Origin of the sequence: Paraburkholderia sp. J10-1 (genome assembly GCF_905220165.1) — a bacterium.
GTDB lineage: Bacteria > Pseudomonadota > Gammaproteobacteria > Burkholderiales > Burkholderiaceae > Paraburkholderia.
In genome coordinates, this window is the sequence record NZ_CAJMYW010000009.1 from 171,823 (window position 1) to 198,219 (window position 26,397).

21 protein-coding genes and 1 pseudogene are annotated in these 26,397 nt (G+C 61.6%); 8 read left to right on the plus strand and 14 right to left on the minus strand.

Translation table 11 applies throughout. The features are described 5' to 3' along the window. Window positions 1–177: 177 nt before the first annotated feature. The 9 genes from U5A65_RS26140 to U5A65_RS26180 all read right to left on the minus strand — a co-directional run bounded on the left by U5A65_RS26140 (window position 178) and on the right by U5A65_RS26180 (window position 10,794). A complete protein-coding gene (locus U5A65_RS26140; protein ID WP_321948241.1) occupies window positions 178–1,494 on the minus strand; it encodes an MFS transporter in 1,317 nt (438 codons plus the stop codon). A gap of 67 nt (window positions 1,495–1,561) precedes the next feature. After that, window positions 1,562–3,043: an aldehyde dehydrogenase family protein gene (locus tag U5A65_RS26145; RefSeq protein ID WP_321948243.1), complete on the minus strand. Its 1,482-nt coding sequence runs from the start codon at window positions 3,041–3,043 to the stop codon at window positions 1,562–1,564. A gap of 60 nt (window positions 3,044–3,103) precedes the next feature. Beyond that, window positions 3,104–3,907 carry an aspartate dehydrogenase gene (locus U5A65_RS26150; RefSeq protein WP_321948245.1) on the minus strand — a complete coding sequence of 268 codons (804 nt, stop codon included), beginning with the start codon at window positions 3,905–3,907 and terminating at the stop codon, window positions 3,104–3,106. A gap of 140 nt (window positions 3,908–4,047) precedes the next feature. Beyond that, a complete protein-coding gene (locus tag U5A65_RS26155; RefSeq protein WP_321948247.1) occupies window positions 4,048–4,947 on the minus strand; it encodes a LysR family transcriptional regulator in 900 nt (299 codons plus the stop codon). A 28-nt stretch (window positions 4,948–4,975) separates the two neighbouring features. Beyond that, on the minus strand, window positions 4,976–6,199 hold the full coding sequence (locus tag U5A65_RS26160; RefSeq protein ID WP_321948248.1) for an aminotransferase class I/II-fold pyridoxal phosphate-dependent enzyme: 1,224 nt from the start codon (window positions 6,197–6,199) through the stop codon (window positions 4,976–4,978). A 45-nt stretch (window positions 6,200–6,244) separates the two neighbouring features. Further along, window positions 6,245–7,657, minus strand: coding sequence for an aldehyde dehydrogenase family protein (locus U5A65_RS26165; protein WP_321948250.1), 1,413 nt, complete (start codon window positions 7,655–7,657; stop codon window positions 6,245–6,247). 83 nt (window positions 7,658–7,740) lie between these two features. Next, window positions 7,741–8,616 (minus strand): PhzF family phenazine biosynthesis protein, encoded by an 876-nt coding sequence (locus tag U5A65_RS26170; RefSeq protein WP_321948251.1) that lies wholly within the window; start codon window positions 8,614–8,616, stop codon window positions 7,741–7,743. Between the two features lie 69 nt (window positions 8,617–8,685). Next, complete coding sequence (locus U5A65_RS26175; RefSeq protein WP_321948252.1) at window positions 8,686–9,411, minus strand: transporter substrate-binding domain-containing protein; 726 nt, start codon at window positions 9,409–9,411, stop codon at window positions 8,686–8,688. A gap of 150 nt (window positions 9,412–9,561) precedes the next feature. Then, window positions 9,562–10,794 (minus strand): pyridoxal phosphate-dependent aminotransferase, encoded by a 1,233-nt coding sequence (locus tag U5A65_RS26180; RefSeq protein ID WP_321948253.1) that lies wholly within the window; start codon window positions 10,792–10,794, stop codon window positions 9,562–9,564. A gap of 157 nt (window positions 10,795–10,951) precedes the next feature. Here U5A65_RS26180 and U5A65_RS26185 point away from each other — a divergent pair, with 157 nt between their 5' ends. After that, complete coding sequence (locus U5A65_RS26185; protein ID WP_321948255.1) at window positions 10,952–12,406, plus strand: PLP-dependent aminotransferase family protein; 1,455 nt, start codon at window positions 10,952–10,954, stop codon at window positions 12,404–12,406. Window positions 12,407–12,774: 368 nt separating this feature from the next. Here U5A65_RS26185 and U5A65_RS26190 read toward each other — a convergent pair whose 3' ends face one another. From U5A65_RS26190 to U5A65_RS26200, 3 genes are all read right to left on the minus strand, one after another. After that, window positions 12,775–13,131, minus strand: a complete 357-nt coding sequence (locus U5A65_RS26190) for a DUF1622 domain-containing protein (protein WP_321948257.1) — start codon at window positions 13,129–13,131, stop codon at window positions 12,775–12,777. 87 nt (window positions 13,132–13,218) lie between these two features. After that, window positions 13,219–13,485 carry a hypothetical protein gene (locus tag U5A65_RS26195; RefSeq protein WP_321948259.1) on the minus strand — a complete coding sequence of 89 codons (267 nt, stop codon included), beginning with the start codon at window positions 13,483–13,485 and terminating at the stop codon, window positions 13,219–13,221. 888 nt (window positions 13,486–14,373) lie between these two features. After that, window positions 14,374–14,730 carry an STAS/SEC14 domain-containing protein gene (locus U5A65_RS26200; RefSeq protein ID WP_321948261.1) on the minus strand — a complete coding sequence of 119 codons (357 nt, stop codon included), beginning with the start codon at window positions 14,728–14,730 and terminating at the stop codon, window positions 14,374–14,376. 582 nt (window positions 14,731–15,312) lie between these two features. Here U5A65_RS26200 and U5A65_RS26205 point away from each other — a divergent pair. After that, window positions 15,313–16,494: a sodium:proton antiporter gene (locus tag U5A65_RS26205; protein WP_321948263.1), complete on the plus strand. Its 1,182-nt coding sequence runs from the start codon at window positions 15,313–15,315 to the stop codon at window positions 16,492–16,494. A gap of 24 nt (window positions 16,495–16,518) precedes the next feature. Here the strand turns inward: U5A65_RS26205 and U5A65_RS26210 are convergent, their stop codons facing one another. Both U5A65_RS26210 and U5A65_RS26215 read right to left on the minus strand, forming a co-directional pair. After that, window positions 16,519–16,935: a universal stress protein gene (locus tag U5A65_RS26210; protein WP_321948265.1), complete on the minus strand. Its 417-nt coding sequence runs from the start codon at window positions 16,933–16,935 to the stop codon at window positions 16,519–16,521. A 148-nt stretch (window positions 16,936–17,083) separates the two neighbouring features. Beyond that, window positions 17,084–17,200: pseudogene (locus U5A65_RS26215) on the minus strand (winged helix-turn-helix domain-containing protein); the annotation flags it as partial. A 65-nt stretch (window positions 17,201–17,265) separates the two neighbouring features. Between U5A65_RS26215 and U5A65_RS26220 the strand changes: the two are divergent. From U5A65_RS26220 to U5A65_RS26245, 6 genes are all read left to right on the plus strand, one after another. Next, entirely contained in the window at window positions 17,266–17,781 is a 516-nt protein-coding gene (locus U5A65_RS26220; protein ID WP_321948267.1) for a KUP/HAK/KT family potassium transporter, read from the plus strand. A gap of 634 nt (window positions 17,782–18,415) precedes the next feature. Next, window positions 18,416–19,117 (plus strand): gamma-glutamylcyclotransferase, encoded by a 702-nt coding sequence (locus U5A65_RS26225; protein ID WP_321948269.1) that lies wholly within the window; start codon window positions 18,416–18,418, stop codon window positions 19,115–19,117. A 28-nt stretch (window positions 19,118–19,145) separates the two neighbouring features. Further along, window positions 19,146–20,141 carry a LysR family transcriptional regulator gene (locus U5A65_RS26230; RefSeq protein ID WP_321948271.1) on the plus strand — a complete coding sequence of 332 codons (996 nt, stop codon included), beginning with the start codon at window positions 19,146–19,148 and terminating at the stop codon, window positions 20,139–20,141. A 220-nt stretch (window positions 20,142–20,361) separates the two neighbouring features. Then, window positions 20,362–21,537 carry an efflux RND transporter periplasmic adaptor subunit gene (locus U5A65_RS26235; RefSeq protein WP_321948273.1) on the plus strand — a complete coding sequence of 392 codons (1,176 nt, stop codon included), beginning with the start codon at window positions 20,362–20,364 and terminating at the stop codon, window positions 21,535–21,537. An 18-nt stretch (window positions 21,538–21,555) separates the two neighbouring features. Next, window positions 21,556–24,810, plus strand: a complete 3,255-nt coding sequence (locus tag U5A65_RS26240) for a multidrug efflux RND transporter permease subunit (protein WP_321948274.1) — start codon at window positions 21,556–21,558, stop codon at window positions 24,808–24,810. An 11-nt stretch (window positions 24,811–24,821) separates the two neighbouring features. Next, window positions 24,822–26,372: an efflux transporter outer membrane subunit gene (locus U5A65_RS26245; protein ID WP_321948276.1), complete on the plus strand. Its 1,551-nt coding sequence runs from the start codon at window positions 24,822–24,824 to the stop codon at window positions 26,370–26,372. Window positions 26,373–26,397 lie beyond the last annotated feature (25 nt).

The window sequence follows — 26,397 nt, forward strand, 5'->3', positions numbered from 1 at the left end:
GCGAACGCCGCCGAAAGCTTCGCAGTACCGCCGGGTGCCCAGGCGACGAGTTGCCTTCTGCGTGCCTTCACCCACGTCGGCCCTTCTCGACGTATGCCGTGCAGTGCAGAAGGGCGCCCCCATCGTTTGTATCGCGACGCCAATAGGATCGAGCTCGAACAAGCTCGAGCAATGTGCTCACCGATTGACCGTTCGCTTCGGCATCGCCAATGCCACCGCGCATCCAAGGAGCAGGCTGACGCCGAATGTGACCACGCCCGTACCCATGCTATGGGTCAGGTCCTTCAGCCAGCCAAGGAAATATGTACTCGCAAAGCCTCCAAGGTTTGCGATCGAGCACGCGAACGCAATGCCGGCTGCCGCTGCGGTGCCTTGAAGAAAGGTAGACGGAAGGGCCCATATCACCGGCATGGCCGCCGCGGCTCCTGCGTTCGCCACTGTGAGAAGAATAACTATCGCAGCCACATTTCCCGGGAAATACGCGCTGGCTATCAGACCAAACGCCGAACATAGAAACGGCACTGCGATATGCCATCGACGCTCCCGGAACCGGTCGGAACTGATCCCGTTTGCCAGTACCAGGACAACAGCCAGCGCATTGGGGAGCGCCATCAGCAAGCCGATCTCGCTTGAACTCCTGACACCTGCTTCGTGCAGCATGGTGGGCATCCAGAAACTGATCGAATAGAAGCAAAGGAGCACACAAAGATCGAGGTAACCCACCGCCCATACCTTCGGATCGCTGAAAGCCTGACCCAGACGGTGTCCTTTCTTTTCCTCGCGATCGGTTCGGATATCCTGCTCCAGTTGTGTAAGCTCGGCAGCAGTAAGAAAGCTCGCGCTCTGATGTGTCCGAGGCAGGAACAAGTACACGAGCACACCCAGCAGGACGGAAGGCACAGCCTCAAGCATGAAAAGCCATTGCCAACCTTGCAGACCGTGCGCACCGTCAAGGGACGCCAGGATCCAGCCCGATAGTGGCGCACCAAACAGACTCGCCATCGGCAGACCGACCATGAACAATGCGACGATCCGGCCTCTTCGCGCATCAGGAAACCAATGCGTGAGATAGAGCAGGACACCGGGGAGAAAGCCGGCCTCCGCAACACCCAGCAGGAAGCGCACGACATAGAATTGCCCGGGCGTCTTCACGAACATTGTCGCCCCGGACAGGAGACCCCACGTGACCATGATTCGGGCGATCCAAAACCGCGCACCCACCTTCTCGAGGATCAGGTTGCTCGGTACCTCGAAGAGGATGTAGCCCACGAAGAACAGGCCGGCACCGAGCCCATAGGCCGTGTTGCTGAACCCGAGGGAATCGAGCATCTGCAGCTTGGCAATGCCCACATTCACACGGTCCAGAAACGCAGCGAAGAAGCACAGGCACAGAAACGGCGCAAACCGCCACGTGAGCTTCCGGTAGAGGCTGTGTACGACCTGGGTTCCGACCTCGAATTCACCAGTCGGAGCATTCAGGGAAGACGTCGACATGTCGAATCCTCAAATAGGATGGGGGAGGCGCGTTTCGCGCTCGACCTGCGAAACGCGCGATCACGCGTCATGAATAATTGATCACGAGCAGCTTGATTTCCGACATCTCGTCCATCGCGTACCGCGTGCCCTCACGCCCTGTGCCCGACTCCTTCCAGCCGCCGAACGGCATGTTGTCAATGCGGTAGATCGGCACATCGTTAATCATCAATCCACCGACATCCCATTTCTCCAGTGCGAGGAAGGCGCGCTGCAGATCTCGCGTGAACAAGCCGCCCTGCAGGCCATATCGTGAATCGTTCGCGCGATCCAGGGCTTCATCGAAGGTTCGATAGCTGTTGAGCGTAAGTACAGGTCCAAAGATTTCCTCGTCCTCCACCATCATTCCTGGCCTCGTGCCCGTCAGTACCGTCGGCTGCACAACTGCCCCGACGCGAGGACCGCCGGCCAGCAGGCTAGCCCCCTCCGCCTGTGCCGCGTCTATCCAGCTCTGGATGCGCACGGCCGACCTCTCGTCGATCACCGGGCCGACGTCGATACCTTCCTGCATGGGATCCCCGACCCGGCACGCGCGCACCCGCTCCAGCAGTTTGGCCTCGAATGGCGCCCGCACGTTTTCGTGCACGAGAATGCGCTGCACACCGATGCAATACTGGCCGCCGAACACCATCCCGCCCCGAACACAGCGGGCCGCAGCGAGATCCAAATCAGCGTCTTCCGCTACGATCACGGCCCCGTTGCCGCCAAGCTCGAGTGCCACCTTCTTGTGCCCCGCGATTGACTTAATATGCCAGCCAACTTTGGCGCTTCCCGTGAATGTCACCATCGCGAAGCGCTCGTCACGCACCATCGATTCCGCAAGTGGAATGCTGCAATGACATACCTCCAGAGCACCTTCGGGCAAACCGGCATCGCGCATGACCTGTTGAAGCAGAAGGCTGGTCAGCGGCGTCTGCGGCGCCGGCTTCAAGAGCACGGCGTTTCCCACCGCGATCGCCGGAGCCACCTTGTGCAGCACAAGATTGAGTGGAAAGTTGAAAGGCGAGATTGCGAGAACGAGCCCGATGGGAAATCGTCTTGCGATACCTACGCGGCGACGCATTCCGGTCAGCCGGTCGAGATCAAGACTGGTCAATGTTGTGGGCTTGCCGCTCGAATCGGTCGTCTGATACTCGAAGACGCTCGCGTCCGTATCGAGCGGGACTTCCTCACCGTGACTACGCCGCGCTTCGGCTGCCGCGTTGCGCAGATTGAAGATGCCGCGCGATACTTCGCCTCGCGCATCGTATCGAGGTTTCCCCGATTCCGCCGCAATGGTCCGAATAAACTCATCGCGACGGGCGTCGATCAAATCCGCTGCGCGTTGCAGAATATCCGCGCGTACAAACCTGGGCATATTGCGCATGACTTCAAACGCGGCTTGGGCGCGCACGATGGATCTCTCGACCGCTGCGGCATCAGCAACCGGCATATGGCCGACTACCGTGCGATCGTAGGGGCTGCGCACAACATCAGATTTCATGGATTCTGCATTGGCAACGATATTCATAAGCAATCCTTAGTTCAAAAAGCCAGGCGACGCAAAATTCTGTCGCAAATGATTCGCCGGCTAGGCCACTACCAGGGTCTGGTTGAGATTCGCAATCGCGCGCACGAGGCTGTATGGCGCCAGCATCGACGTTTTGGGATTGCCAGGGAGCGTTCTACCGGTGACAGAAATGTCGATGTGACCGAATTCGCCTTCGGCCTTGATACGGTGAGTATTGCCGGTTGCCTGAGGGTCGGCATGAAGGACGACTCGGGTCTTCTCGAAGCCAATGCCGGCCAACGCTACTGCTGCTGCCACGTTGGCGTTCTTCGGAAAGAGGCGTGCCGCCTCCCGGGCCGTGCCCTCGTAGACGATGGTCGGGCAATCGATCTCATCCAGCCCGACCCATTCCTCGGCCGGCGTACCGAGCCAGGCGTTCGGCGCCTTGTGTGATTCATATCTCACGTCGCGCAGACCGGCGAGTCTCGCCGTGGCCAGTGCATCAAGTCCACCCAATGCGCCGGAGGGGATCCGCAAACGGGACCGCCCGGTTGTTGCTGCGTCGACCAGTGACGATTCGAGCGAGGGGTCCGCCAATGCGCCTACCGAGGCAATCAGTAGATCGTGACCCGCTGAAAGAACGGATGGCCCCAGATCGCGCAACGCGACGTGGCCAGCGCATTCGACGACAAGATCGAGCTCGCTGTCGAGGAAGTCCTTAATGCAACCGACGATCCGTACGTCGGCTCCGGTCGCCTTGCGAGCCGCATCGTGTGATTCGGGCCGCTCAAAGACCGCCTTCACGTATACGCCAGTGGTATCCCGACTCAGCAGATCATAGACCAGGCTGCCAATGGCACCACATCCGATCAATCCCACGTTCATCGCTTTCCTCACTCAGTCTGCGGCGCCCAGGTTTGGGACCGCACAATGTCCGCATTAGACGCGAAGTCGATTTTCTGAGGAAGGCGTTCGGAGGCAAGGCAGTGCTCACGAAAACAGAACACCGCATCGTACCCATGGAGTCAACCAGATGCCCTGAGGCGCCGAAGCAGGAGCTCGAGAAAACGCTGCGCGGCGACGGACAGCTGTCGCCCGCGCGAGGTAATTACGTCAATTGTCGCCGACCGCGAATCGGGATCGTCCAGTGGTATCGCCCGCAACCATCTGCGGTCTATTTCTTGCACCAGAGTAAGCGGTGGCATGAAGCTCACTGTGTCTGATTGCCCGACGATGTTCTTGATGGCCTGCAGCGAATTCGCTTCAAACGCAACGTGAAGCTCGACTTTCGCTCGCTCCGCAGCCCGTTCGATCAGATAGCGGATACCGAATGTCCGCGTCGGCAACGCAATCCTCGCGTCAGCCAGTTCGGACATCGACACGGATGTTTTGCCGGCCAGCCGATGCTCCGGCCCGCAAATCATCTGCAGCGGCTGGACCGAGCGCCCGTGAAGCTTGATATCGTCGCGATTGAGGACGTTAAAAGCCATTCCGATTTCGGCGCGCTGACCAACGAGCGCGTCGACGATCTGCGCGGTGCCGCAGACGTCCAGATGTACGGCGATGCCGGGGTGCGCCCCCGAAAACTCCGTGATCAGAGCTGGTATGAAGCTCTGCACGGCGGCCTCGACCAGGGCAACCCGAACCACACCATGGCGCAACGAACTCAGGTCGTCCATGGCGGCACGCAGCTTTTCGACGTTTCGTGTGTTGGCGGTCACGTAGTCGAGTAACAGCTGGCCGGCGGCGGTAAGTATTGCGCCGCGCGGCGACCTGTCGAATAGCGTGGCACCCAGTTCTTTCTCAAGGTTGCTGATCTGCTTACTGATCGCACTCGGCGCGACAAAGAATGCTTCCGACGCCTGCCGTAATGATCCGGTGCGGGCGACCTCGGCAAAATACCGGAGTGACTGTGGCTGGATCATGATGAGACGTACAGCAATGCCAGATCTATCAGGCGAAGGTTTCGTCGAGCGCGGCCTCGATGTCCGCGATCAGATCGGCAGGGTCTTCAAGACCAATCGACAGTCGCAGGTGACCGTATGTGCGAAATTCGGCTGGATAGTGCTCCGAGCCGCCACGCCCTGCTTTGCCGACGTGGACGATCAGCGACTCATCATGACCCAGCGATACGGCAGAGGTAATGAGGCGTAAGTTGGCCACGAAGCGATTTTGCACCTCAGGCTCTCCTTTGACGGCGAACGCCATGACTGCGCCATACCCCGTCCCGCCAAACTGGCGCGAAGCAAGTTCATGCTGTGGATGAGAGGGCAATCCGGGGAACGTGACAAAGGCCACGCGCGGATCCCGTTCGAGGACTTCCGCGACCCTCTGCGCGGTGGACATATGCCTTGCCAGCCGCAACGGCAAAGTCACCGAGCCGCGTGTGATCAGCCACGCATTGAAAGGCGAAATCGATCCACCCACATCGACGAGGGCATCGCTCTTCAACCGGCCGATCAGCTCTGCGCGTCCGATGACGGCGCCACCCATCGCATCGCCATGTCCATTGATGTACTTCGTCAGCGAGTGAACAACGAAATCGACGCCGTGCTCGAGTCCCCGAAACATGGGCGGCGGCGTGAACGTGGCGTCGATCGACAGCATGGCGCCGGCCTCACGCGCGATTGCCGCAACCGCTCCGACGTCCGCCACTTTCGTGGTCGGGTTGGCAATGGTCTCGGCATGGATCAGCTTCGTGTTTGGGCGAACGGCTTTACGCACTGCCCCGATGTCGCTGATGTCAACAAAGGTCGCTTCAATCCCGTAACGTTCCGGAAGCAGTTCGCTGAAAAGACGCCAGACAGCCTCATACGTCACGTCGCTGACTACGACATGATCGCCACTCTTCAGAAACGTGAAGAAGATCGCATGTAACGCCGCGACACCCGTGCTAAAGACAACCGCATCTTCACCGCGCTCCATCGCTGCCAGCTTGCGTTCGAGACAAAGCTGGTTATAGCTCCGGTTGCGTGTATAAAACAGCGTTTGCGCATCCGACCAGTCGAGTGAGGTCGGGTCATCGGACAATCGGTACGAATTCGCCATGACAATAGGCGTCCGGATTGCCCCTGCGGTGGTGTCGGTGAGATTGCCGCCATGGACTGCCTGGCTGTCGAAGGCCAGGCTCGCCGGGTCGTCCTTGTCGGGGCGTCGCTGTGTGTCTCTGGTTGTCATGGGCTACGTTCCTCAATCACTTTTCAATCCAGCTGCATGGATCGACTAGACCGTTCTCCGGATGCAAACAACCTTCGGCTGGGTCATCTCTTCGTACGCGAAACGCACGCCTTCCCGGCCGAGGCTGCCGTACTTGAAACCCCCGAACGGCATGGCGTCAAACCGGTAGTCCGACGAGTCGTTGATCATGACGCCACCCGCCTCGAGGCTGTTAGCCGCCCTAAGTGCAGCGTGCAGGTTACTCGTGAAGATGCCCGCATGGAGGCTGTACTCGGGACCGTTGGCAAGCGTGAGCGCCTCTTCCAGCGTATCGATGCGCTGAAGCACGACAACCGGACTGAAGATCTCCTGTGTCCAGAGTTCGCATGCGAAGCTGACGTCTTCCAGCACAGTCGGCGCGTAGACCGCGCCGGCACAGGTATTACCGCACAGCAATTTCGCGCCCTGCCCGATCGCCGCATCCACGATGCCTTTCGTCCGCAAGGCCGCCTGTGTCGTGATCATGGGCCCGACGTCGGTGTCGCGCTGTGTGGGGTCCCCTGCCTTCAGAGCTTCAGTGGCGGCAACGAACCGCTCCTTGAACGCCTCGTAAATGGAAGACTCGATCAGGATCCGCTGGGTGCCGATACAGTTCTGGCCCGCAGCCCAATACGCTCCTGAAACACACGCATTCACAGCGTCATCGAGGTCGCAGTCAGCCAGAACGATAACGGGTGCATTGCCTCCCAGATCCATTGCCAGCTTTTTCAACCCGGCGGATCTGGCGATTTTCTCGCCCGTCGAAAAGCCGCCGGTAAAGGAGACCATTCTCACGTCCCTGGAGGAGACGAGTGCCTCCCCAAGTGCTGCGCGCCCCGTCGCAACCGACACAACGTTCGACGGCATGCCCGCGGCCATCAGATAGTTGACGAGCTTGATCGTTGAAAGAGGTGTCAGCTCGGATGGTTTGATCACGACGCCGTTGCCGCCGGCAATCGCCGGCCCCAGCTTGTGTGCTGCCAGGTTGAGCGGATCGTTATAGGGCGTAATGGCCACGATGATGCCGAGAGGTTCGCGGGTGAACCATCCCTGGCGGTTCTCCGATCCCGCGTACGCGTCGAACGGCACGACTTCACCCGCACTGCGACGCGCTTCGTCAGCAGACAACTTGAGCGTGTTGATGCAGCGAAGTACTTCCTTCTTCGCCTGACGGATCGTCTTGCCGGCTTCGGCGACAATGAGATCGGCAAAAGCGTCCTTGTCACGCTCCACCAGCAACGCGCAGTTCTCGAGCACGCGGGCGCGTTCATGGCGGGACAGGTTCCTGCAAACACGCGCGCCCTCCCTGGCAGCCTCAATCAGCAACTGCGCACCTTCCGGTGGAATGTTCGCGACGATCCCGACTTCGACACCATCGAACGGATTGGTCACGGGAATAAAGCCAAACGATGAGTCTGTGTGGAATGCGGGAACGTTCACGTCAAAGGGCCTCCGGCCGTATTTTTTGCTGTCTGCAACAATGACGTCCGGCACCGCTTCGCGGTGCCGGCACGCCGGGTTCCTTAGAACATCAGCGAACCTTCCATGCACGTCACGCAAGCGCCGCCGACACGCACCTTGCCGCTCGCATCCACACTCACGTCGACGCGCCCGTCCCGGCCGACGCAACGGCCCTGGGTCGCGACATAGTCCGTCCCACCGGGCGGTAACAGACCACGCGCCCACAGGAACGCAGCCACGCTAGCGTTGCCGCTCCCGCAGACAGGATCTTCTTCAACGCCGCAGGATGGCGCAAACGTACGCACTTCTATTGCCGGGTCGCCATCCACGTGTGCGCCGAACACCGTTACGCCCGTGGCGCCGAGAAGACGCTCGAATTGAGCCAATCGCGTGAAATCGGGCCGCAGATCTAGCACCGCGTTTGCATCGTCCAACCGCGCGATCACCCAGACGGGGCCGACGTCGACGATGGCCGGGTCGCTTTGCACTGACACCTTGCAGCCAAGAATGTCTTCCAGCTCTGCAATGTCATGCGTTAGCAGCGGCCGCAACTTCGAAGAAGGAAGCGCGAACGTGAGAATGCGATCGCCGCCCTGCTCCTCCACCGTCAGTTCAACCAGACCAGCGTCGCATTGCTGCACCAGACGGCCGCCCGCACGAAGCGCAACACGGTTCGCTTCGAGTACGGCGTGAGCACTCCCCAATGTCGGATGCCCTGCGAAGGGAAGCTCGCTGCGCGGCGTAAAGATACGTAGCCGATAGTCCGCCGCATCTGTCGTAGGCGGGAGCACAAAGGTCGTTTCCGAGAGATTCGTCCACCCGGCGATGGCCTGCATCTCATCGGTACTCAACCCTTGCGCATCGAGTATCACGGCCACTGGATTACCGCGAAGGGGGCGCGATGTGAAGACGTCTACTACCTTGTAAGCTCGCTTCATGCTGGCCTCTGTTCAACTTGCTCGCCGCCTTCGCGAGGCAGGCGCGCGCAGAAATGCAGCGGATAACCGCTATGAATGACTGCCCGTCACCACACCGTCGATTTCGGTGTGAGTGATGCCGTATTTCTCCATGCGGGCGCGGTGATCGGCCGACCCAAGATACCTGCGCAGTTCGTCATTCACAGCCCGCAGAAGACTGTGATTGCTCTTGCTGAACGAGAAAGCGCCAACAGGTGAGCTGCCAACCTTGTTTGCCGCGTGTGCAACCGCTTCGAGTTCCTGGTTGGTGCTGGCCGCAGCGCGGTTCCCCACTGCCGTAGCCGCGAACGCGTCGATCGTTCCTGCAAGCAAAGCGGCGATCGCGTCCGGCTGATCGGTGAAGGTTACGATCTGGCTATTGCTCACACCCGCCGATTTGGCCGCGTCGAACTGTATTTGCCCGGGAATCAACCCCAGCCGCGCGTCGCTTCGTGCAGCCACCGCCGCATAGCTGGTCAGCGCTTTCGGATTGCCGCGGTGCACGATGAATCCATCGCCCAGTGTCCAGACGGGTACGCTGAACGCGACATGCTGCGCACGCTCGGCAGTCGCAAAAATGGGGACGTTCATGTCCCAGCGACCTTCCTGCACACCGGACAGAAACTCGCCGAACGAGGTCAGCTGATATTCGATGGCCGAGACACCGATCGCCCGAAGCACGACTTCGGCCAGTTCAATGTCTGCACCTGTCGGAACCCCGTCTTTACCGGTCCCGTAAAAAGGAGGTTCTTCGATATAGGCGACTCTGACCTTCATGGCTCCACTCCGCGTATTAAGGGGTGAAAGTGCCGATCACCCAGTGCCAGATTGGCATTGCGTAACCAGACCAGTGGCATCGAGAATTCCCGGCCGCTCCTCGCCGGACTGCCCAAATCGAACCAGCTTCATTGCAACGTCCCCGGGTTGTCACGCTGCAACCGAGTCCAGCGCCGACGAGAGCGCAGACAGTGCGCAGCCCAGGCGCTCGGGCGGCAGGTAACCAAAACCAAGCCGGAACACCCGACTGCTTTCACCAAACCATGCGCCCGATGCAAGCTGGAGGTCGTAGTCGGGTAAACCGTCCCAGAACCGCGCGACGGCCCCATCGTCGAATACGTCGGACCGCAGACGCAGGCAGCACAACGCACCGGCATCCGGCCGCACCCACTCGATACGTTTGTGTTCGCCCGCGCACCAGGCCGCCAGTTCCTCGAGTGCGCCGGCAAGCAGCCGACGTCGCGGCGCGAGTACACCGTCCCGGTGGCGCAGCAGCACCGCGGCGAGCGTCTCATCGAGTACCGAACCCGAGATAACGGTATTCATCTTGGCGACGGTCAGACGTGCGCGAAGATCGGCGTCTGCGACCGTGAGCCAGCCAGTCCGCAAACCCGGCGCACCGAGCGCCTTGGAGACCGATGCACCGGTGACGATGCGCGGATCGAACGCGGCAAAACTGTCGAGCGCGGCACGTTCGCCATAGGTGGCTTCGCGGTAGGTTTCGTCGATGAAAAGTATCGCTTCCGGGGCATGCTTTTCCATCGCGGCAAGAAGCTTCTCGATATCCGCGCGCGTCACCTGAACGCCGCTCGGATTCTGTGGTGAAGCGATGCTGACGAGGCGCGTCTTTGTCGACAGGTTCGCCTCGATCTGCTCCAGGTCCAGCCGATAGCCACTCTCGAACGACAGGCGAACCTCGCGGACGTTGACGCCGACACCGAGCAGGCTGTCGCGACTCGGCGGAAAGCACGGTGTCGCGAGCACGGCTTCGTCACCCGGCCGGCAGACTTCGAACGCGAGAAGGAAGAGCGCGAGCGCGGTGCCCTGCGTCGTGATGATCTGCTCCGCCGGGACCTTGCAGACGTCTGCAATGGCTTCACGGAGTTCGATTGCCCCTGCGGACCTGGAGTAGCCGAGTTTCAGTTCCCGGATGCGATCGGGTCCTGCCAGATCCAGGAGTTCGCCCACCGTCAGATCCTGCGACGTGCTCTCCGCAAGGTTAAGCGGTCGATTCACATCGAGCAGGGAGATGATCTCGTTGTAGGGAAATCGGCCGCGCCACTCTGAGTTTGCCGATTCGTTTGGGGTTGTTGCGGGCGAGCATCCCCGCAGGGTCTCGGCCGCGTTCAGGCCCGGTCGCAGGGAACTATTGGGGGCAGACATCGGGGCTCCTTCGGTCGCAACTGGAATAGGCGCATCGTAGCGCCGCGCAGCCGACCACAACAGCCACAATTTTCTGCGAGTTGGACCATCACAGTTTTGCTTGGCGAACCGGAAGGCGCGGCTAGATAATGGGAGTTCCCAGGTCACGAGTGCTCCCGTGGACACGCATACGCCTTATCGTTACGAGCAGTTGGCCGAGCTTATCGTCGGCATGATCGACAATGGCGCACTGGCGCCTGGCATGCGCCTGCCCTCCGTGCGTGCGGTCAGCGAGCAACATCACATCAGCATCTCGACGGCACTGCAGGCGTATCGTCTGCTCGAAGATCGTGGTTTACTTGTCGCGCGTCCTCAGTCGGGCTTCTACGTCGCGGCCGCGCGCCGCGGCGCCCTCGCATTGCCGTCGGCGTCGCGGCCGCGTGCCAGGGCGTCGACCGTTTCGATCAGCGGAGCCGTTGCAACGCTGCTCGAGCACGCATCGAACTCGACGCTCGTTCCGCTTGGCTGCGCCGTCCCCGACACCGCTCTGCTGCAATCGAAGCGGCTCGACCTCTCGCTCGCTCGCGCCGCGCGGCAGCACGGTACGCGCTACAACACCTATTGCTCGCCGCACGGCGAGCCGCGTCTGCGCCGCGAGATCGCAAAGCGCGCGATGCGCGTCGGGCACGCACTCTCCCCCGACGACGTGCTTGTGACTTGCGGCTGCACCGAGGCGCTCGCGCTCGCGCTTTCGGCTGTCGCCAGTCGCGGGGACACGATCGCGATTGAGTCGCCAACTTACTTCGGATTCCTTTACACCATTGAAATGCTCGGCCTGAAGGCTTTCGAGCTGCCGACTCACCCGACGCGCGGCATCGATGTCAGTGCGCTCGCACGCCTGCTCGATACAGAACCCGTGGCGGCCTGTTTGCTGTCATCGAGCTTCAACAATCCGCTCGGCGCAACGATGGCCGAGGCGGACAAACGTGCGCTCCTCACCGTGCTCTCTCGACATGCCGTCCCGCTCATCGAAGACGACGTCTACGGCGACATCTACTTCGGTCGCGAGCGGCCGAAGCCGTTTATCGCGCTCGACGGCGGAGCCAATACGATCTACTGCAGCTCATTCTCGAAATCGCTTGCGCCCGGATACCGGGTCGGGTGGATTGCGGCGGGCGCCTACACGCAGCAAGTCATGGAGCGCAAGCTCGCGTTCAGTCTCTGCAGCCCGGTCTTGCCCCAGGTCGCGCTCGCGGACTTCCTCGAGAGTGGCGCCTACGATTCGCACCTTCGCGGCATCCGCAGAATCTTCGAAGAAAACCTTGCGCGCATGACTCGAGCGATCGAGGAAAGCTTCCCATCTGACACGAAAGTCAGCCGGCCTGCAGGTGGATTTGTACTGTGGCTCGAGTTGCCGAGACGCTTCGATTCGCGTGCGCTCTTCGACGAGGCGCTCGAGCAAGGAATTTGCTTCGCACCCGGCGACGTCTTTTCTGCGAGCCGGCGCTTTCGCAACTGCCTGCGCCTGAGCGCCGGGCATGCCTGGGACGACCGCATGGAAGACGGAGTCCGCCGCCTGGGCCGGCTCGCACACGCGCTTCTCGCGCGCCAAACGGCATTGGTGAACGAATAGGTGTGTGACGTCAGAGAGCTTCGACGGCTGGAGATGCAAGCTCAAACGCCGGCCACGCCGCCTCTTGAACCGGAGCGGACCGGTCGAACGGTGTCGAAGGCGTTCCCTCCATACGCTCCTCGCGCATGGCGAATCAGGATCGGGAACGTCAACGATTCTCGTTGGTTGTCGAGAGCCCGCTCCTGGTCGAGTGCACCAGTTCTTCGATTCCGCACCCATCGGTCGATAAGACGCCTGAGGGCAGCTTTCGAGCAGTTTCTGTGAATGAGTACAGTCGGGCCAGTTCCGGAAACTCGCGCCGCCAATTTATGAACTGAGTGAATGTCGGATGTACTTCGAGAAGCAGATGCTTTGTTCTACTCCGAACTTCATGCATTCCAACGGGGTTGCTCGCGCCCATCGCGGATTTCCCGGCCCAGAAAATAGTTGAGGGCTGTCCGGATCACGGCCACCACGGCGAGCTTCCCTAACTGGTCCCAGGAGGGCGAAACAGTGGTGGACAGGATATCGGCGGCGAGTTGGAACTCCAGGGCCGTGGCCAGGTACCGGGCAAAGGTAAGACGAACGGCGTTGAAATCGTCCAGTCGCTTTTCCAGCCACTGGGCGGCAAGCTCACGCAGGGAGACCAGAAGGCCAACGAAAATGACTCCCGCGCCCAAGCCCTCCACCAGAAGCCGGAGCCATTCAACCGCGTAACGAGTCCATTCCTCCGCGACATCGAACATGATTTAGCCCTGGCTACCTAAAAAATGGTGTTCGGAAACGAATCGCGCGGCTGCGGCAAAACATCCGCGGTGGTATTCGGCTCGCGATCAGGCGGGCTTTTTTTCGTTCGGTGGGGTACGTGGGAAGTCAGAAACCTTGAGGACCGGGAGATTGAACGCTTGGCGCACCCGCTCAAGTAGGGCGACGCCCGCTTCGTCGCCGTCATGAACCAGCCATGCAATCTCGACCGGGATACCGACGAAGCTGACGGGCCGCCCGTGCTCGTCGTAGCGGACCTCATGGACGGCGCGCAGATGCTCGCTGCCATCTCGCGGCGGGTGTTCGATGATCCGAAAGCCGGTGCGCTCAGTCATGGATGGCAATGTCCCTCGTGGCTTTTGGGACCGAGAATACACCGGGCCATCCCGGGGCGCGTTCGCCCTGTCCGAAAGGATAGGTGTGCGCCGACGCGGCGCGCGCTAGAGTTGCCGAAGAGGGTGTCTCCGGTGCCCTCGGTCTCCTTACCTGCCGCCCGCGCTCGCGCGGGTATTTTTTGCCTGTGATGGCGTGCATCCGGTCCGTGGTGCCGCTGGTGCCGGCCGCCACATGGACAAATGGTAGACGGCTGCGCCACATGCTTCCTGTCGAGCTGTCGACCCGCGAAGCCGATTGCACGTGCTCATAGACGCGCTCGCGCTCGCTGGCGACAAGTTTGCGCTTGCGTTTGAGCGACTGGCGAGAGGTGTTGGTCCCCCAGCTGCATAGTCATCGGGACGGTTTCTGCGAATGCGGTCGAAGAAGTCATCACCGGGCAGGCCGTTGTCGCGCGCGATCAGCGCACCGTAATCAACGCAAGGCCAGTCACCCAGATGCCGCAAGGCTTCGGCGAGCGCTGCATATCGGCTCGGGAGGGAATCCTCGGGCTCGAAAAACCGGTGGAATCGGGGATAGGAGATCAACGTGCGGCTGCGTGCCGCTCGTTGCAGGGCTGCTGCGATCAGTTCCACCGTCTCGGGCTGCACTCACTAGCCTCCTCTTGTCCTGCGTATCAGATGCCTGCTCCGCGACTTGCGTTTGCTTCCAGCAACCGACGTGCCGTGGACAGAGCGGCTCAACGAACGTCCCCGAAAAACACTAAACTTCGACACGCCGGCTGAGCGATTTAACCAAATCGTTGCATCGACCGGTTGAATCCGCCGTCGATTAGAGGCGCACGGGCTCTGACGGGCAGCCGGACTGCTGCGAGAATCGCCAGGCAGCGCTCAGGTGTTGATCCAGATGCGCGCCTGCTCCAACTCGTTGACATGGAACGCCTTGACTTCCGCCTTCGTAAAGAAGCGCGCCAGATGCATCGAAGCGCGGATCCAACCCGCATCTGCCACCACGGCGGCGCGCGTGACCTTGCGGGCCACGGAAACGCCAAGTGTTATATCGGTCCACAGCGCCTTCGGCTCGATACCGGTGAAATGCTCGATGCGTTCGAGCACGCGGGTCTTGCCGTTCATTTCGAGATCGCCACGCAGATGCTCTATGGCTTCGCGCAGATTGTGGTCGGTGATCTTTCCTTCGACGGAAATTTCGACGACCGGGGAATCGGGCTCGGTGTGATACAGGATCATGGCAAGACCGCCTTACCAGGGAGACGTTACACGCTCAGGCGCGAATGAGCCTGGCACTCGATAACGCCTTCATGCTACCTCTTTTCACACGGCTCGGTTCGCCTGTTAAAACGCCGTTCAGACTAGCTGACAGGCCCGCCCCCGTTATCATCATCCCGCCCGTGCGACACGTGTCTCAGCCTGGTGAGCGCCGTTCGGTTGGCTCAGGAGCAAAGGCGCGCGGCGCCTCGCGGGCCATTGAGAGGCATTGGCGCCCCCCTCAGACGTACAGACGGGTGCTCTTCGACAACGAACGGGCATTCCGTCAGCCATGGCGATCGAGGCAGAGCGCGACGACTCCCCTGCACGATGAACACCGATCGCAACCCGTGCCGACGGCGATCCACATGCCCTTAAGTTGAACACAAGGGGCACAATGTGTCGTCGCCGCCTGCGCAAGTAGCAAGCGCGGCCTGGACCTACGTATGATCTGATAACAGCGTTGCGAACACATTGCGGGACCCGCACAGCAACCGCATGCGCCGGCGAGATCGATCCAGCCGCCGCGAAGCTCACTGCTTTTCCTTGACCGGAGCAGTCCGGATGGACTTCAATGTCGGCCTCTTTGAAGTGCTGTTGCTCGTTTCGGCTTTGGTGGCCATGCTTGTGCGGCGCTTACACATGCCGTATAGCGTTGGGCTGGTTGTCGCTGGAATTGCCCTCTCTTTCCTGGCATCTTCCAGATTTCCCGATATCCCCCTCAACGAGGATTTCATCTACAACGTTCTGCTGCCACCACTCATTTTCGAAGCGGCGTTTCACATGCGCTGGGGCGAAATTCGCAGAGACTTCGCCGTGGTGCAGACGTTAGCTATCGTCGGAGTTCTCGTGTCGGCCGGCGTGACGGCAATCGGTATGCGTTACCTTTTGCACTGGGAATGGATTTCCGGCCTGCTGTTCGGCATGCTGATCGCCGCCACCGATCCGGTCTCTGTTCTTGCAACATTCAGGGAAGCCGGAGTGGCCGGCCGCTTCAGGCATCTGATGGAGGCGGAAAGCCTCTTCAATGATGGGACCGCAGCCGCAGGCTTTCGGGTTGTGCTGGCATTTGTTGGGGGCGCGCAAGTTCACCCGCTCGACGTGCTGAGGATCTCCGGCGTAGTCCTCCTCGGTTCGCTGTTTTGCGGCCTGCTGATTGGCAACGTGGTGCTGTCGCTGCTACACCGCACCGATGATCACCTCGTCGAGATAGCGTTTGCAATGATCGCGTCCTATGGCTCGTTTCTGCTTGCCGAGAACCTTCACCTGTCCGGGGTGCTCGCGACGCTGGTTGCGGGCCTCGTGATGGGGACGCGCAACGCGGTCAATCCAATGACGAAGAGGGGCCGGGAGGCCGTCGAGAATGTGCTTGAATACGCGGTATTTGCCGCGAACTCATTCATCTTCCTCTTCATTGGAATTCAGCAGGCCCAGAGGACGTACGAAACGGTGTGGGTATCGATCGGCATCGCCGTGGTAGTCGTGATGTTAGCCCGTGCTGTGGCTGTTTACCCGTGTTGCATGCTTTTCTCGCGCTCATCCCTGCGCATCGAAGCGCGGCATCAACACGTGCTGTTCTGGGGCGGAATGCGAGGTGCGCTGGCTTTGGCCCTCGCGATGGGATCGCCAGCCGGAGTGCCTCGTCGCGAGGAGATCGTGACGGTGTCCTTTGCCGTGGTCGCCTTTTCCATTTTCGTCCAAGGCACGACGATGACAACACTGCTGCGCAGACTGCGAATCGTTTAACGCTGCAAGAGCGTGGTGCAGATGTCAGTGGAGCATCGTGACGGGTGTTGAAGTCAGGCGCCAAAGCCTGGCGAGGACTGTCCACCTGTGAAAGAAACCAAGGTGACTTGCGTCGAGCACCACGATATCCGCGTGCCCTTTCGCTGCGTATTGCGCGATTGTCCGCTCCGGTGGCCCAAACACGCGTTTCCATGTATACGGGACGCCAGCATCATCCAGAATCGCCCGCGTCTGCATGAGCGCGTCGAGCGCTGCCTGCTTCTCCCGTCTGTGCAGTTCCGACGGCGAATGAAACGCGACGGCACGACCTTGCGCCACGTCATCGAGCACTTCGATGATCTCAACCTCGGACACGCATCGTTCGGCGAACAGGAACGCGCCGTGACGCGCCGCTTCGGTTGCCCCTCTGGCACCCAGCACAGGAATAAGCAGTTTCAGCACACCAATCTCCAGTCACTACGAGTCGTAGCACTTCAGTTTCATTGAAACACGGACATCACCTGGATGACGTAAAACTTCAAACGCAACGTATAAAAATGTCGTCAATATGGACGGATACGTGCAGCGTGTTCGCCCGGCGTTCCGCGGTTCACCCGACGCCGACCAGGCAATACCCCACTCCGCTCTCCGTAACAATATGCTCGGGGCGGGCCGGGTCCCCTTCGAGCTTCTGGCGCAGATGCGCCATGTAGATCCGCAGGTAGTTCGCGTTCTGCGCGTTCCTGGCTGGTCGGGCTGCGGGCCATGCGCCGTTCACGGGGGGATTCGGGTTTGCCGCTCAAGGCCTTTATTTCGAGTCTCTCGAATGACGCGCCATACAGGGTTTCCGGTACGGCTGTGTTTCTGATGGCAGCCGGCGACTCGGTGCCTACGACCCTGCTGCATCACCTGAAGCACACTCAGGTACTCCACCAGCAGGTGGTTCTACTCACCTTGCTGACCGAGGAAATTCCGCGCGTTCCCCAGGAAGAACGGTTTGACGTGAAATGCTTCGACCAGGGCTTCGTTCGCATTGTGGGTCGCTACGGCTATATGGAGTCGCTCGACGCGCCAGACCTGCTCAAGCAAGCTTTCCAGAGAGCCGGACGGGACACGTATGACGCCATGACCACCTCGTTTTACCTTGGGCGAGAGACGCTCACCGTACGTCCGGAGCTGAACATCGGGCGGCGTTTGCTGTTGAGTCTGTTCATTCTGCTGCGCAAAAACGAACTAGATGCGACCACACATCTGGCGGTGCCGCCTAATCGCGTAGTGGAAATGGGCGCGAGGCTTGACCTCGTATGAGCGCGCGGTGGCGCATTCACGGCGCCTGCGTCTGCACTGTCGTGCTCTCTACGCATCGATCCCCATGACAGTTGCGACGGCATGTCACGCACGCGGCCTGCACGCCAAATTCAACAACTGACATATGGTCACCCGATCGGCCCTCGGCCTCCATCGCCGCGGATCGCATAGTAGCTGAGCGGCCGGTGTAGGCTCGTGCACAGCCAACCAGACTTCACCAGCCGGAATGATTGAAAGGGATGTCAACGGAAGTTCAAGTTGACGGCGCCTCGGATCGTCGCCTTCTACCCCCGGGTTCGGCCAGGAACGGAACTTCAACCGCTAAAGTCGAGCGTCCGCTCTCCCCCGCTAAGTTTTCCTTCAGAGATGAAACGTGGTCGTCCGCCCCGGGCCTGGAACTGCCACGCAGCATTCCCGTTTGGACAGGCGTTGTCAGTCCATGATGGCCAGGCTCACTCACACCAAGGTCCACTCGCCAAACCAGCAGAATTGTCGCGCCGGGGCGGACAAAGCGTCTCTCCTCAGGTCGTTTATCGGTTCAGCCGCACCGGCCATACTGTCGCTCATTCACAGGGAAGGCCGTGGTCTCGACGTACCGCCGCCTGCCGCAAGGCACACTCATCAGGCGACGGACATGCTTACCAAAGACGCAATCGACTCAGGCAGCTACTTCCAGCATTTCGAATCGATAGCCGGGCTGTGGACGCTGGAGCAGATCGACGCGTCGCTACAACACACGCTGCGAGCGAAACCATCTCACGTAGAACGCGTGTGGATATTCGCCTACGGTTCGCTGATGTGGAATCCGATGATCGAATTCGAAGCACGCCGGGTCGCGACGCTCGCCGGATGGCAGCGCAGCTTTTGTCTCGACATGACGATCGGCCGCGCGACTAGCGCGAAACCAGGCCGAATGCTCGCGCTGCGCCGCGACGGCACGACCCACGGCCTCGCATTTCAACTGCAGACAGCCACGCTCGACGAGGATCTGCGGCGCGTCTGGATTCGCGAAATGGTGTTGGGCTCATACCGGCCGATATGGGCGCCGGTGCAACTCGCCAACGGCGCCGCAACGCCAGCAATCGTATTCGTCGCGGACGAGTCCAGCACACAGTTCCGGGCGGACTCGACCGTGAACACCGTGGCGCCCCTCATCGGCAGCGCCTCGGGAAAATTCGGCACCAATGCCGAATATCTCTTCCGTCTCGAGGCCACGCTCGCAACCTGGCAACTCACCGATGCGTATGTCGAGTCGATCCTCGCAGCGATGCCGGACGAGGTTCCGGGTACGACCGAATCGCCTTCCGAACGCCAGGTTTGTTTGAACGAAAAGTAAGCCGCTTTTCGAAGCATGACGATAAACCATGGACAAATTTCAGGCGATGCGCGTCTTCACCCGCGTGGTGGAGTGCAACAGCTTTTCCGCCGCGGCCGATTCGCTACAGATGCCGCGCTCCTCCGTCACCACTTATATTCAGCAGCTTGAGTCCTGGCTGAAGGTCCGCTTGCTCAATCGCACGACCCGGCGCGTTCGCGTGACGCCCGACGGCGCGGCCTACTACGAACGCTGCGTGCGGATTCTCGCGGAAGTCGAAGACTCGGAGGCCTCCTTTTCCACGCTGATTTCGCCGCGCGGCAAGCTGAAGGTCGACATCCCGGGCTCGCTCAGCCGACTCGTCGTCGTTCCCGCACTGCACGAATTTCACGCGCGGTATCCCGACATCGACCTGATGCTCGGCGTGAGCGACAAACCCGCCGATCTCGTGCAGGAAGGCGTGGACTGTGCGATCCGCATGGGTTACTTGCCCGACTCGGCGCTCGTTGCGAAACGCATTGGCGCAACCGGATTCGTGACCGTCGCAAGCCCCGCTTATGTTGCGCAACACGGCAAGCCGCAGACATTGGCCGATCTGCAAGCGCACGCCGCCGTCAACTACGTGTCGGGCCGGACCGGGCGCATCGTCGAGATGGATTTCGTGCTGGAAAGCAAACCGGTACGCGTGCCCGTGCAGTCGAAGCTCGCCGTCAACGATGCAGACGCCTATCTCCAATGCGGATTGCAGGGGCTCGGACTGATCCAGCTTCCTCACTTCCTCGCGTCAAGGCATCTGCGTGCCGGCGATCTCGTCGAAGTACTGGAGCGTTGGCGCCCATGGCCCTTGCCGATCTGGGCCGTCTATCCGCAGAGCCGCCATCTCTCGCCGCACGTGCGCGTCTTCGTCGAGTGGATCGAACAGCAATTCGACGCCTGTCACCTGCTTCGCAAACAGGCTACGCAACCTCCAGTTACGACGCCGGTGACCGCTTCGGGCGCATACGAAGGTGCCGCCGCGCTCCGGCGGCCGGCCATGGCGAGCTGATAATCGGCACATAACCGGCACAAAATCGGCACATAGCGATTGTCGCTTCCGGAGAGACAAAGCGACTACGCGCCCCTACTTTATTCCACGAATCGCGACGCCCATACTCCCGTCAACGCTCGCCACCCAGCGTTGAGCTTCGAAGATCGACGGGCATGAACCAGGGCCTCATTCAAAGATTTCCCTCAAGGTCATTTTTAATTACTTAGGAATTCAAACTATGTACGCGCATCGCAAGCGGCTCGGCGCCGCGCTTGGCTCTCTGGCCGTGATAAGCGCCGTCGCGGGTTTTGGCTACTTCCACGGCGACCCGGCAAGCCCGGTTGTCACCGCCCACGCAGCCGACGCGCCGCCAACGGCGACCGAGGTCGACGTCGCGACCGTGCTGTCGCAAACCATCACCGACTGGCAGGGCTATTCGGGGCGGCTCGAAGCCATCGACCGCGTGGACGTCAAGCCGCTCGTGTCGGGCGCGATCGTCGCCGTGCACTTCAAGGACGGCGCGCCAGTCAAGCAGGGCGACCCGCTCTTCACGATCGACCCGCGCCCCTACCAGGCCGAAGTCGACCGCGCGCTCGCGCAACTCGCCGCCGCACAGGCGCGCGCAACGTACACCGCAACCGATGCGGCGCGCGCCAATCGTCTGCTCGCCGATGATGCCGTCGCGAAGCGCGACTACGACGAGAAGCAGAACGCGATGCGCGAAGCGGCCGCCGCCGTCAAAGCCGCTCAGGCCGCGCTCGAAGCCGCACAGGTGAGCCTCGGCTATACGAACGTGGCCGCGCCCGTCAGCGGCCGCGCATCGCGCGCAGAACTCACCGTGGGCAACGTGGTGACGGCGGGCGCCAACGCGCCCGTACTGACCACGCTCGTCTCGGTTTCTCCGATTTACGCGTCGTTCGACGTCGACGAGCAAACGTATCTCCAGTACCTCGGCCGCGACCGCAATGCGAAGGTGCCGGTCGCGGTCGGCCTCGCGAACGAAGACGGCTATTCGCGCAATGGCGTCATCACGTCGGTCGACAACCGGCTCGATACAACGTCGGCAACGATTCGCGTACGCGCGACGCTCGACAACCGCGACGGCGCGCTCGTTCCCGGTCTCTATGCGCGCGTTCGCGTGGGCGGTGGCGAGCCCCATCCCGCGATCCTCATCGATGACGCTGCCGTCGCCACGGATCAGGCCCGCAAGTACGTGCTCGTCGTCGACGCCTCGAACAAGGTCCAGTACCGCGAAGTCAAGCTCGGTGCCCTGCACGACAACCTGCGCGTGGTCAGCGCGGGCCTGAAACCAGGCGAGCGCATCGTCGTGAACGGCCTCATGCGCGCGCGTCCCAACGACACCGTTGCCCCGCACCTGGTCGACATGGCCGGCGCGGTGAAATCGGCGAGCTAACCCTGCCGGGAGTCCCTCATGAACATTTCGAAGTTCTTCATCGACCGGCCGATTTTCGCGGCCGTGCTGTCGGTGGTGATTCTCCTCGCGGGCATCATCGCCTTGACGCAATTGCCGACCGCCGAATATCCGAAAGTCGTGCCGCCTTCGGTCGTCGTCCGCGCGCAGTATCCGGGCGCCAATCCCAAGGTGATCGCGGAGACCGTTGCCGCGCCCATCGAGGAACAGATCAACGGCGTCGAGAACATGCTCTACATGCAGTCGCAGGCAAACAGCGACGGCAACATGACGACGACCGTGACCTTCAAGCTCGGCACCGACCCGGACAAGGCCCAGCAGCTCGTGCAGAACCGCGTATCGCAAGCCATGCCGCGGCTTCCCGAAGACGTGCAGCGCCTGGGCGTCACGACCGTCAAGTCGTCGCCCACGCTCACCATGGGCGTGAACCTCGTTTCGCCGAACGACCGCTACGACCTCACGTACCTGCGCAACTACGCGCTCATCAACATCAAGGACCGCTTCGCGCAGGTTCCGGGCGTGGGCGAGGTGGTGCTGTGGGGTTCCGGCGATTATTCGATGCGCGTGTGGCTCGATCCCGCCAAGGTCGCGCGCCAGAACCTTACCGCCGCCGACGTCGTGAAGGCGATTCGTGAGCAGAACGTGCAGGTGGCGGCCGGTATCGTCGGCGGCGCGCCGATGAGCACGAATATACCGCTGCAATTGAGCGTGAACGCGCAAGGCCGGCTCAAAAGCGAAGAGGAGTTCCGCAACATCATCCTGAAGACTTCCGCCGATGGCGCGCTCACGCATCTGGGCGACGTCGCGCGCGTGGAAATGGGTGCATCGGACTATGCGCTGCGTGCGGGCATCGACGGAAAAAAGGCGGTGCAGATCATCATCTTTCAGCAGCCCAACGCGAATTCGCTGCAGATTTCCGATGACATCCGCAAGCTCACCGCCGAAATGCAAAAGGACATGCCAGAAGGCGTGAAAGCCGAGATCGTCTACGACCCGACGCAGTTCGTGCGCGAGAGCATCGACGCCGTGGTGCACACCCTGTTCGAAGCCATCGTGCTGGTCGTCATCGTCGTGATTGTGTTCCTGCAAAGCTGGCGCGCCTCGCTGATCCCGCTGCTTGCCGTGCCAGTATCGATTGTGGGCACGTTCTCGCTGATGCTGGCGTTCGGCTTCACGATCAACGCACTTTCGCTGTTCGGCATGGTGCTCGCGATCGGCATTGTCGTCGACGACGCGATCGTGGTGGTCGAAAACGTCGAGCGCAATATCGCGGCGGGGCTGACTCCACTCGAAGCATCATACGAAGCGATGCGCGAAGTGAGCGGCCCGATCATCGCCATCGCGCTGACGCTCGTCGCGGTGTTCGTGCCGCTTGCGTTCATGTCGGGCTTGACCGGCCAGTTCTACAAACAGTTCGCGATGACCATCGCCATCTCGACGGTGATCTCCGCGTTCAACTCGCTCACGCTTTCGCCCGCGCTTTCCGCGCTGCTCCTCAAGGACCATCGCGCGCCGAAAGACGGTTTGACGCGTGCCATGGACCGCGTTTTCGGGCCTTTCTTCAACGTCTTCAACAAGGTGTTCCAGCGCGGCTCTGAAGCCTATGGCAAGGGCGTGAGCGGCATTGTCAACCGCAAGCTCGCGATGATGGTCGTCTACGGCGTGCTGCTCGGCGGCACGCTGCTGCTCGGCAAGATCGTGCCAGGCGGCTTCGTGCCGGCACAGGACAAGGACTACTTCGTCAGCATCCTGCAATTGCCCGCCGGCGCGTCACTCGATCGCACCGCGAAAGTCGTCGACGAAATGGGCGAGATCGCGCGCCGCCAGCCCGGCGTGAAGCACACCACAGAGTTCCCGGGCTTGTCCGTGACGGGCCTCATGAACTCTTCGAGCAGCGGCCTCGTGTTCTCGGTCACCAATCCCTCGAAAGAACGCGGTAAGGGCGAAAAAGCGGCCGATATCGTCGGCGGGCTGAACGCGCAGTACGCCCGCATCAAGGACGCCGCGATCGCAACCTTCCCCCCTCCGCCGGTTCAGGGGCTCGGCACGATCGGCGGCTTCAAGCTGCAGATCGAGGACCGCGGCGCGCTGGGCTATGAAGCGCTCAACCAGGCCACCCAGGCGTTCCTCGCGGCGGCCGCAAAAACGCCCGAGCTCGGACCTGCGTTTTCGAGCTATCAGATCAACGTGCCGCAACTGAACGTGCAACTGGATCGCGAGAAAGCGAAGCAACTGGGTATCTCGGTGACGGACGTTTTCGACACGATGCAGATCTATCTCGGTTCGCTCTACGTGAACGACTTCAACAAGTTCGGCCGTGTCTACCAGGTGCGCGCGCAGGCCGACGCCCCGTTTCGCGCGACAGCGCAAAGCATCCTCGATTTGAAGACGCGCAACGACAAAGGCGAGATGGTGCCGCTCTCCTCGGTCGTGAAGGTCACGCCAACGTATGGCCCCGAAATGGTAGTGCGCTACAACGGCTACCTCGCCGCCGACATCAACGGCGGACCCGCGCCCGGCTATTCGTCGGGTCAGGCGATGGCGGCGGTCGAGCGCATTGCCGCGCAGACCTTGCCGCACGGCATCAAGTTCGAATGGACCGATCTCACGTACCAGCAGATCCTCACGGGCAACGCCGCGTTGTGGGTGTTTCCCATCAGCGTGCTGCTCGTGTTCCTCGTGCTCGCGGCCATGTACGAAAGCCTCACGCTGCCGCTCGCCATCCTGCTGATCGTGCCGATGAGCATTCTTTCGGCGCTGTTCGGCGTCTGGCTCACGCGCGGCGACAACAACATCTTCACGCAGATCGGGCTGATGGTGCTCGTCGGTCTCTCCGCGAAGAACGCCATTCTGATCGTGGAATTCGCGCGCGAACTGGAGATGCAAGGGCGCTCGATCGTGCGCGCCGCAATCGAAGCGAGCCGCCTGCGCCTGCGCCCGATCCTCATGACGTCGATCGCTTTCATCATGGGCGTCATTCCGCTCGTTGTTTCGACTGGCGCCGGCTCGGAAATGCGTCGCGCCATGGGCATTGCCGTGTTCTTCGGCATGTTGGGCGTGACGTTCTTCGGCCTGCTGCTCACGCCCGTGTTCTACGTGATGCTGCGCAAGCTCGCAGGCGGCAAGCCACTCAAGGACAAGCACGGCCGCCACACGCACCTTCACGAACCCGGCGAGCACGAGGCTGGCCACGACAACGAACGCGCCAGGTCCGCAGAGACCCGCGCCATTCGCGAATCCGCGACTCACGAATAAGGAACCTCATCATGCGTAACCGATTCTGGAAATACGGCTTCAGCGGCTCGCTCTTGCTGGGCACGCTGCTCGCGCTCGCGGGCTGCTCACTGGCCCCGCACTACGACGTGCCCGCGGCACCTGGCGTTGCCGGCACGTTCAAGGAAGCGCCGCAAGCGGCGCTCGCCACCGAAACGCTGGGGACATGGAAGACGGCGCAACCCTCGGAAGATGTCGCGCGCGGCGAATGGTGGAAAGTCTTCGGCGACGCCACACTCGACACGCTCGAACAGCAAGCGCTCGATGCGAACCAGAACCTGCAGGCAGCCGCCGCGCGCGTGAGGGAAGCGCGCGCCCTGAACCAGACCGCCCGCGCGGGCCTGTTCCCCACACTCGATGCGGGCTTTGGCCCGACGCGCCAGCGGGTGTCGGCAGCGTCGCAGTTCGAGCCGGACGGCACCAGCGTGCCGCAACAAACCTTCTGGCGCGCGCAAGTAAGCGCTTCCTACGAGGTGGATCTGTTCGGCCGCGTGGCATCGAGCGTCGACGCCGCCCACGCCGACGCACAGCAAAGCGAAGCGCTCTATCGCTCAGTTTTGCTGACGTTGCAGGCGGACGTGGCGCAAAACTACTTCGCACTGCGCGAACTCGACGCCGAAGCGGCGGTATACGCGCAAGGCGTGGCCTTGCGCGAGCACGCCTTGCAACTCGTGCAGCGGCGCTATGCCGAAGGCGATATCGCCGAACTCGATCTGCAACGCGCCCAAGCCGAACTCGCCGCGGCGCAGTCCGATGCGATGACCGTGCAGCGCCTACGTGCGGCTTCCGAGCACGGACTCGCCGTTTTGCTCGGCCAGACCCCCGCCGACTTCTCGATGGCCGCGAACCCGCTTGCGCCTGTCGATCTGCGCATTCCGCCGGGTCTGCCTTCCTCGCTGCTCGAACGGCGCCCCGACATCGCCGCCGCCGAACGCGCGATGGCCGCCGCCAACGCGCGCATCGGCGTGGCGAAGGCCGCGTTTTTCCCGTCGCTCAATTTGACGGGAACGGGCGGCTTCGAATCGGCAACGCTCGGCGATCTCTTCAAATGGAGTAGCCGGGCCTTCCTGCTCGGCCCGCTGGCGGGAACCGCGCTCACGGTTCCGCTATTCGACGGTGGACGTCGCAAGGGCGATCTCGCAAAGGCGCGCGCCGTCTACGACGAGGATGTCGCGAAGTATCGCCAGCAGGTGCTCGTCGCGTTCCAGGAAGTCGAGGACAATCTCTCCGACATGCGGATTCTGGAAACGCAAACGCGTACGCAAGACAACGCGGTCAAAGCCTCGCAGCGTGCAGCGGACCTGGCGCGCAAGCAATATACGGAGGGCGCGGTGAGCTATCTCGACGTGATCGACGCGCAACGCACCGTGCTGCAGGCCAGGCGCGCTGCGGTCCAGCTTCAGGGCGTGCAGGCCGCGGCCACCGTCAACCTGATACGCGCGCTGGGTGGTGGCTGGGGAGAAGCGCCGCACGCTCCGATGTCCACGCCCGCGCTCGGCGCGACAACGCCCGCGAGGCCTAAGCAAGTGGTCGCGCAGCGCTAACGGCGAAAGCGCGATGCCAGACAAA

What these genes read in the sequence shown, in the direction of transcription:
- U5A65_RS26195 (WP_321948259.1), bottom strand. Translation starts at nt 13,485, where the DNA reads ATGACTGAGCGCACCGGCTTTCGGATCATCGAACACCCGCCGCGAGAT.
- U5A65_RS26145 (WP_321948243.1), bottom strand. Translation starts at nt 3,043, where the DNA reads ATGAATATCGTTGCCAATGCAGAATCCATGAAATCTGATGTTGTGCGC.
- U5A65_RS26155 (WP_321948247.1), bottom strand. Translation starts at nt 4,947, where the DNA reads ATGATCCAGCCACAGTCACTCCGGTATTTTGCCGAGGTCGCCCGCACC.
- U5A65_RS26150 (WP_321948245.1), bottom strand. Translation starts at nt 3,907, where the DNA reads ATGAACGTGGGATTGATCGGATGTGGTGCCATTGGCAGCCTGGTCTAT.
- U5A65_RS26205 (WP_321948263.1), top strand. Translation starts at nt 15,313, where the DNA reads ATGGACTTCAATGTCGGCCTCTTTGAAGTGCTGTTGCTCGTTTCGGCT.
- U5A65_RS26200 (WP_321948261.1), bottom strand. Translation starts at nt 14,730, where the DNA reads ATGATCCTGTATCACACCGAGCCCGATTCCCCGGTCGTCGAAATTTCC.
- U5A65_RS26160 (WP_321948248.1), bottom strand. Translation starts at nt 6,199, where the DNA reads ATGACAACCAGAGACACACAGCGACGCCCCGACAAGGACGACCCGGCG.
- U5A65_RS26190 (WP_321948257.1), bottom strand. Translation starts at nt 13,131, where the DNA reads ATGTTCGATGTCGCGGAGGAATGGACTCGTTACGCGGTTGAATGGCTC.
- U5A65_RS26175 (WP_321948252.1), bottom strand. Translation starts at nt 9,411, where the DNA reads ATGAAGGTCAGAGTCGCCTATATCGAAGAACCTCCTTTTTACGGGACC.
- U5A65_RS26235 (WP_321948273.1), top strand. Translation starts at nt 20,362, where the DNA reads ATGTACGCGCATCGCAAGCGGCTCGGCGCCGCGCTTGGCTCTCTGGCC.
- U5A65_RS26230 (WP_321948271.1), top strand. Translation starts at nt 19,146, where the DNA reads ATGGACAAATTTCAGGCGATGCGCGTCTTCACCCGCGTGGTGGAGTGC.
- U5A65_RS26170 (WP_321948251.1), bottom strand. Translation starts at nt 8,616, where the DNA reads ATGAAGCGAGCTTACAAGGTAGTAGACGTCTTCACATCGCGCCCCCTT.
- U5A65_RS26140 (WP_321948241.1), bottom strand. Translation starts at nt 1,494, where the DNA reads ATGTCGACGTCTTCCCTGAATGCTCCGACTGGTGAATTCGAGGTCGGA.
- U5A65_RS26245 (WP_321948276.1), top strand. Translation starts at nt 24,822, where the DNA reads ATGCGTAACCGATTCTGGAAATACGGCTTCAGCGGCTCGCTCTTGCTG.
- U5A65_RS26240 (WP_321948274.1), top strand. Translation starts at nt 21,556, where the DNA reads ATGAACATTTCGAAGTTCTTCATCGACCGGCCGATTTTCGCGGCCGTG.
- U5A65_RS26180 (WP_321948253.1), bottom strand. Translation starts at nt 10,794, where the DNA reads ATGTCTGCCCCCAATAGTTCCCTGCGACCGGGCCTGAACGCGGCCGAG.
- U5A65_RS26225 (WP_321948269.1), top strand. Translation starts at nt 18,416, where the DNA reads ATGCTTACCAAAGACGCAATCGACTCAGGCAGCTACTTCCAGCATTTC.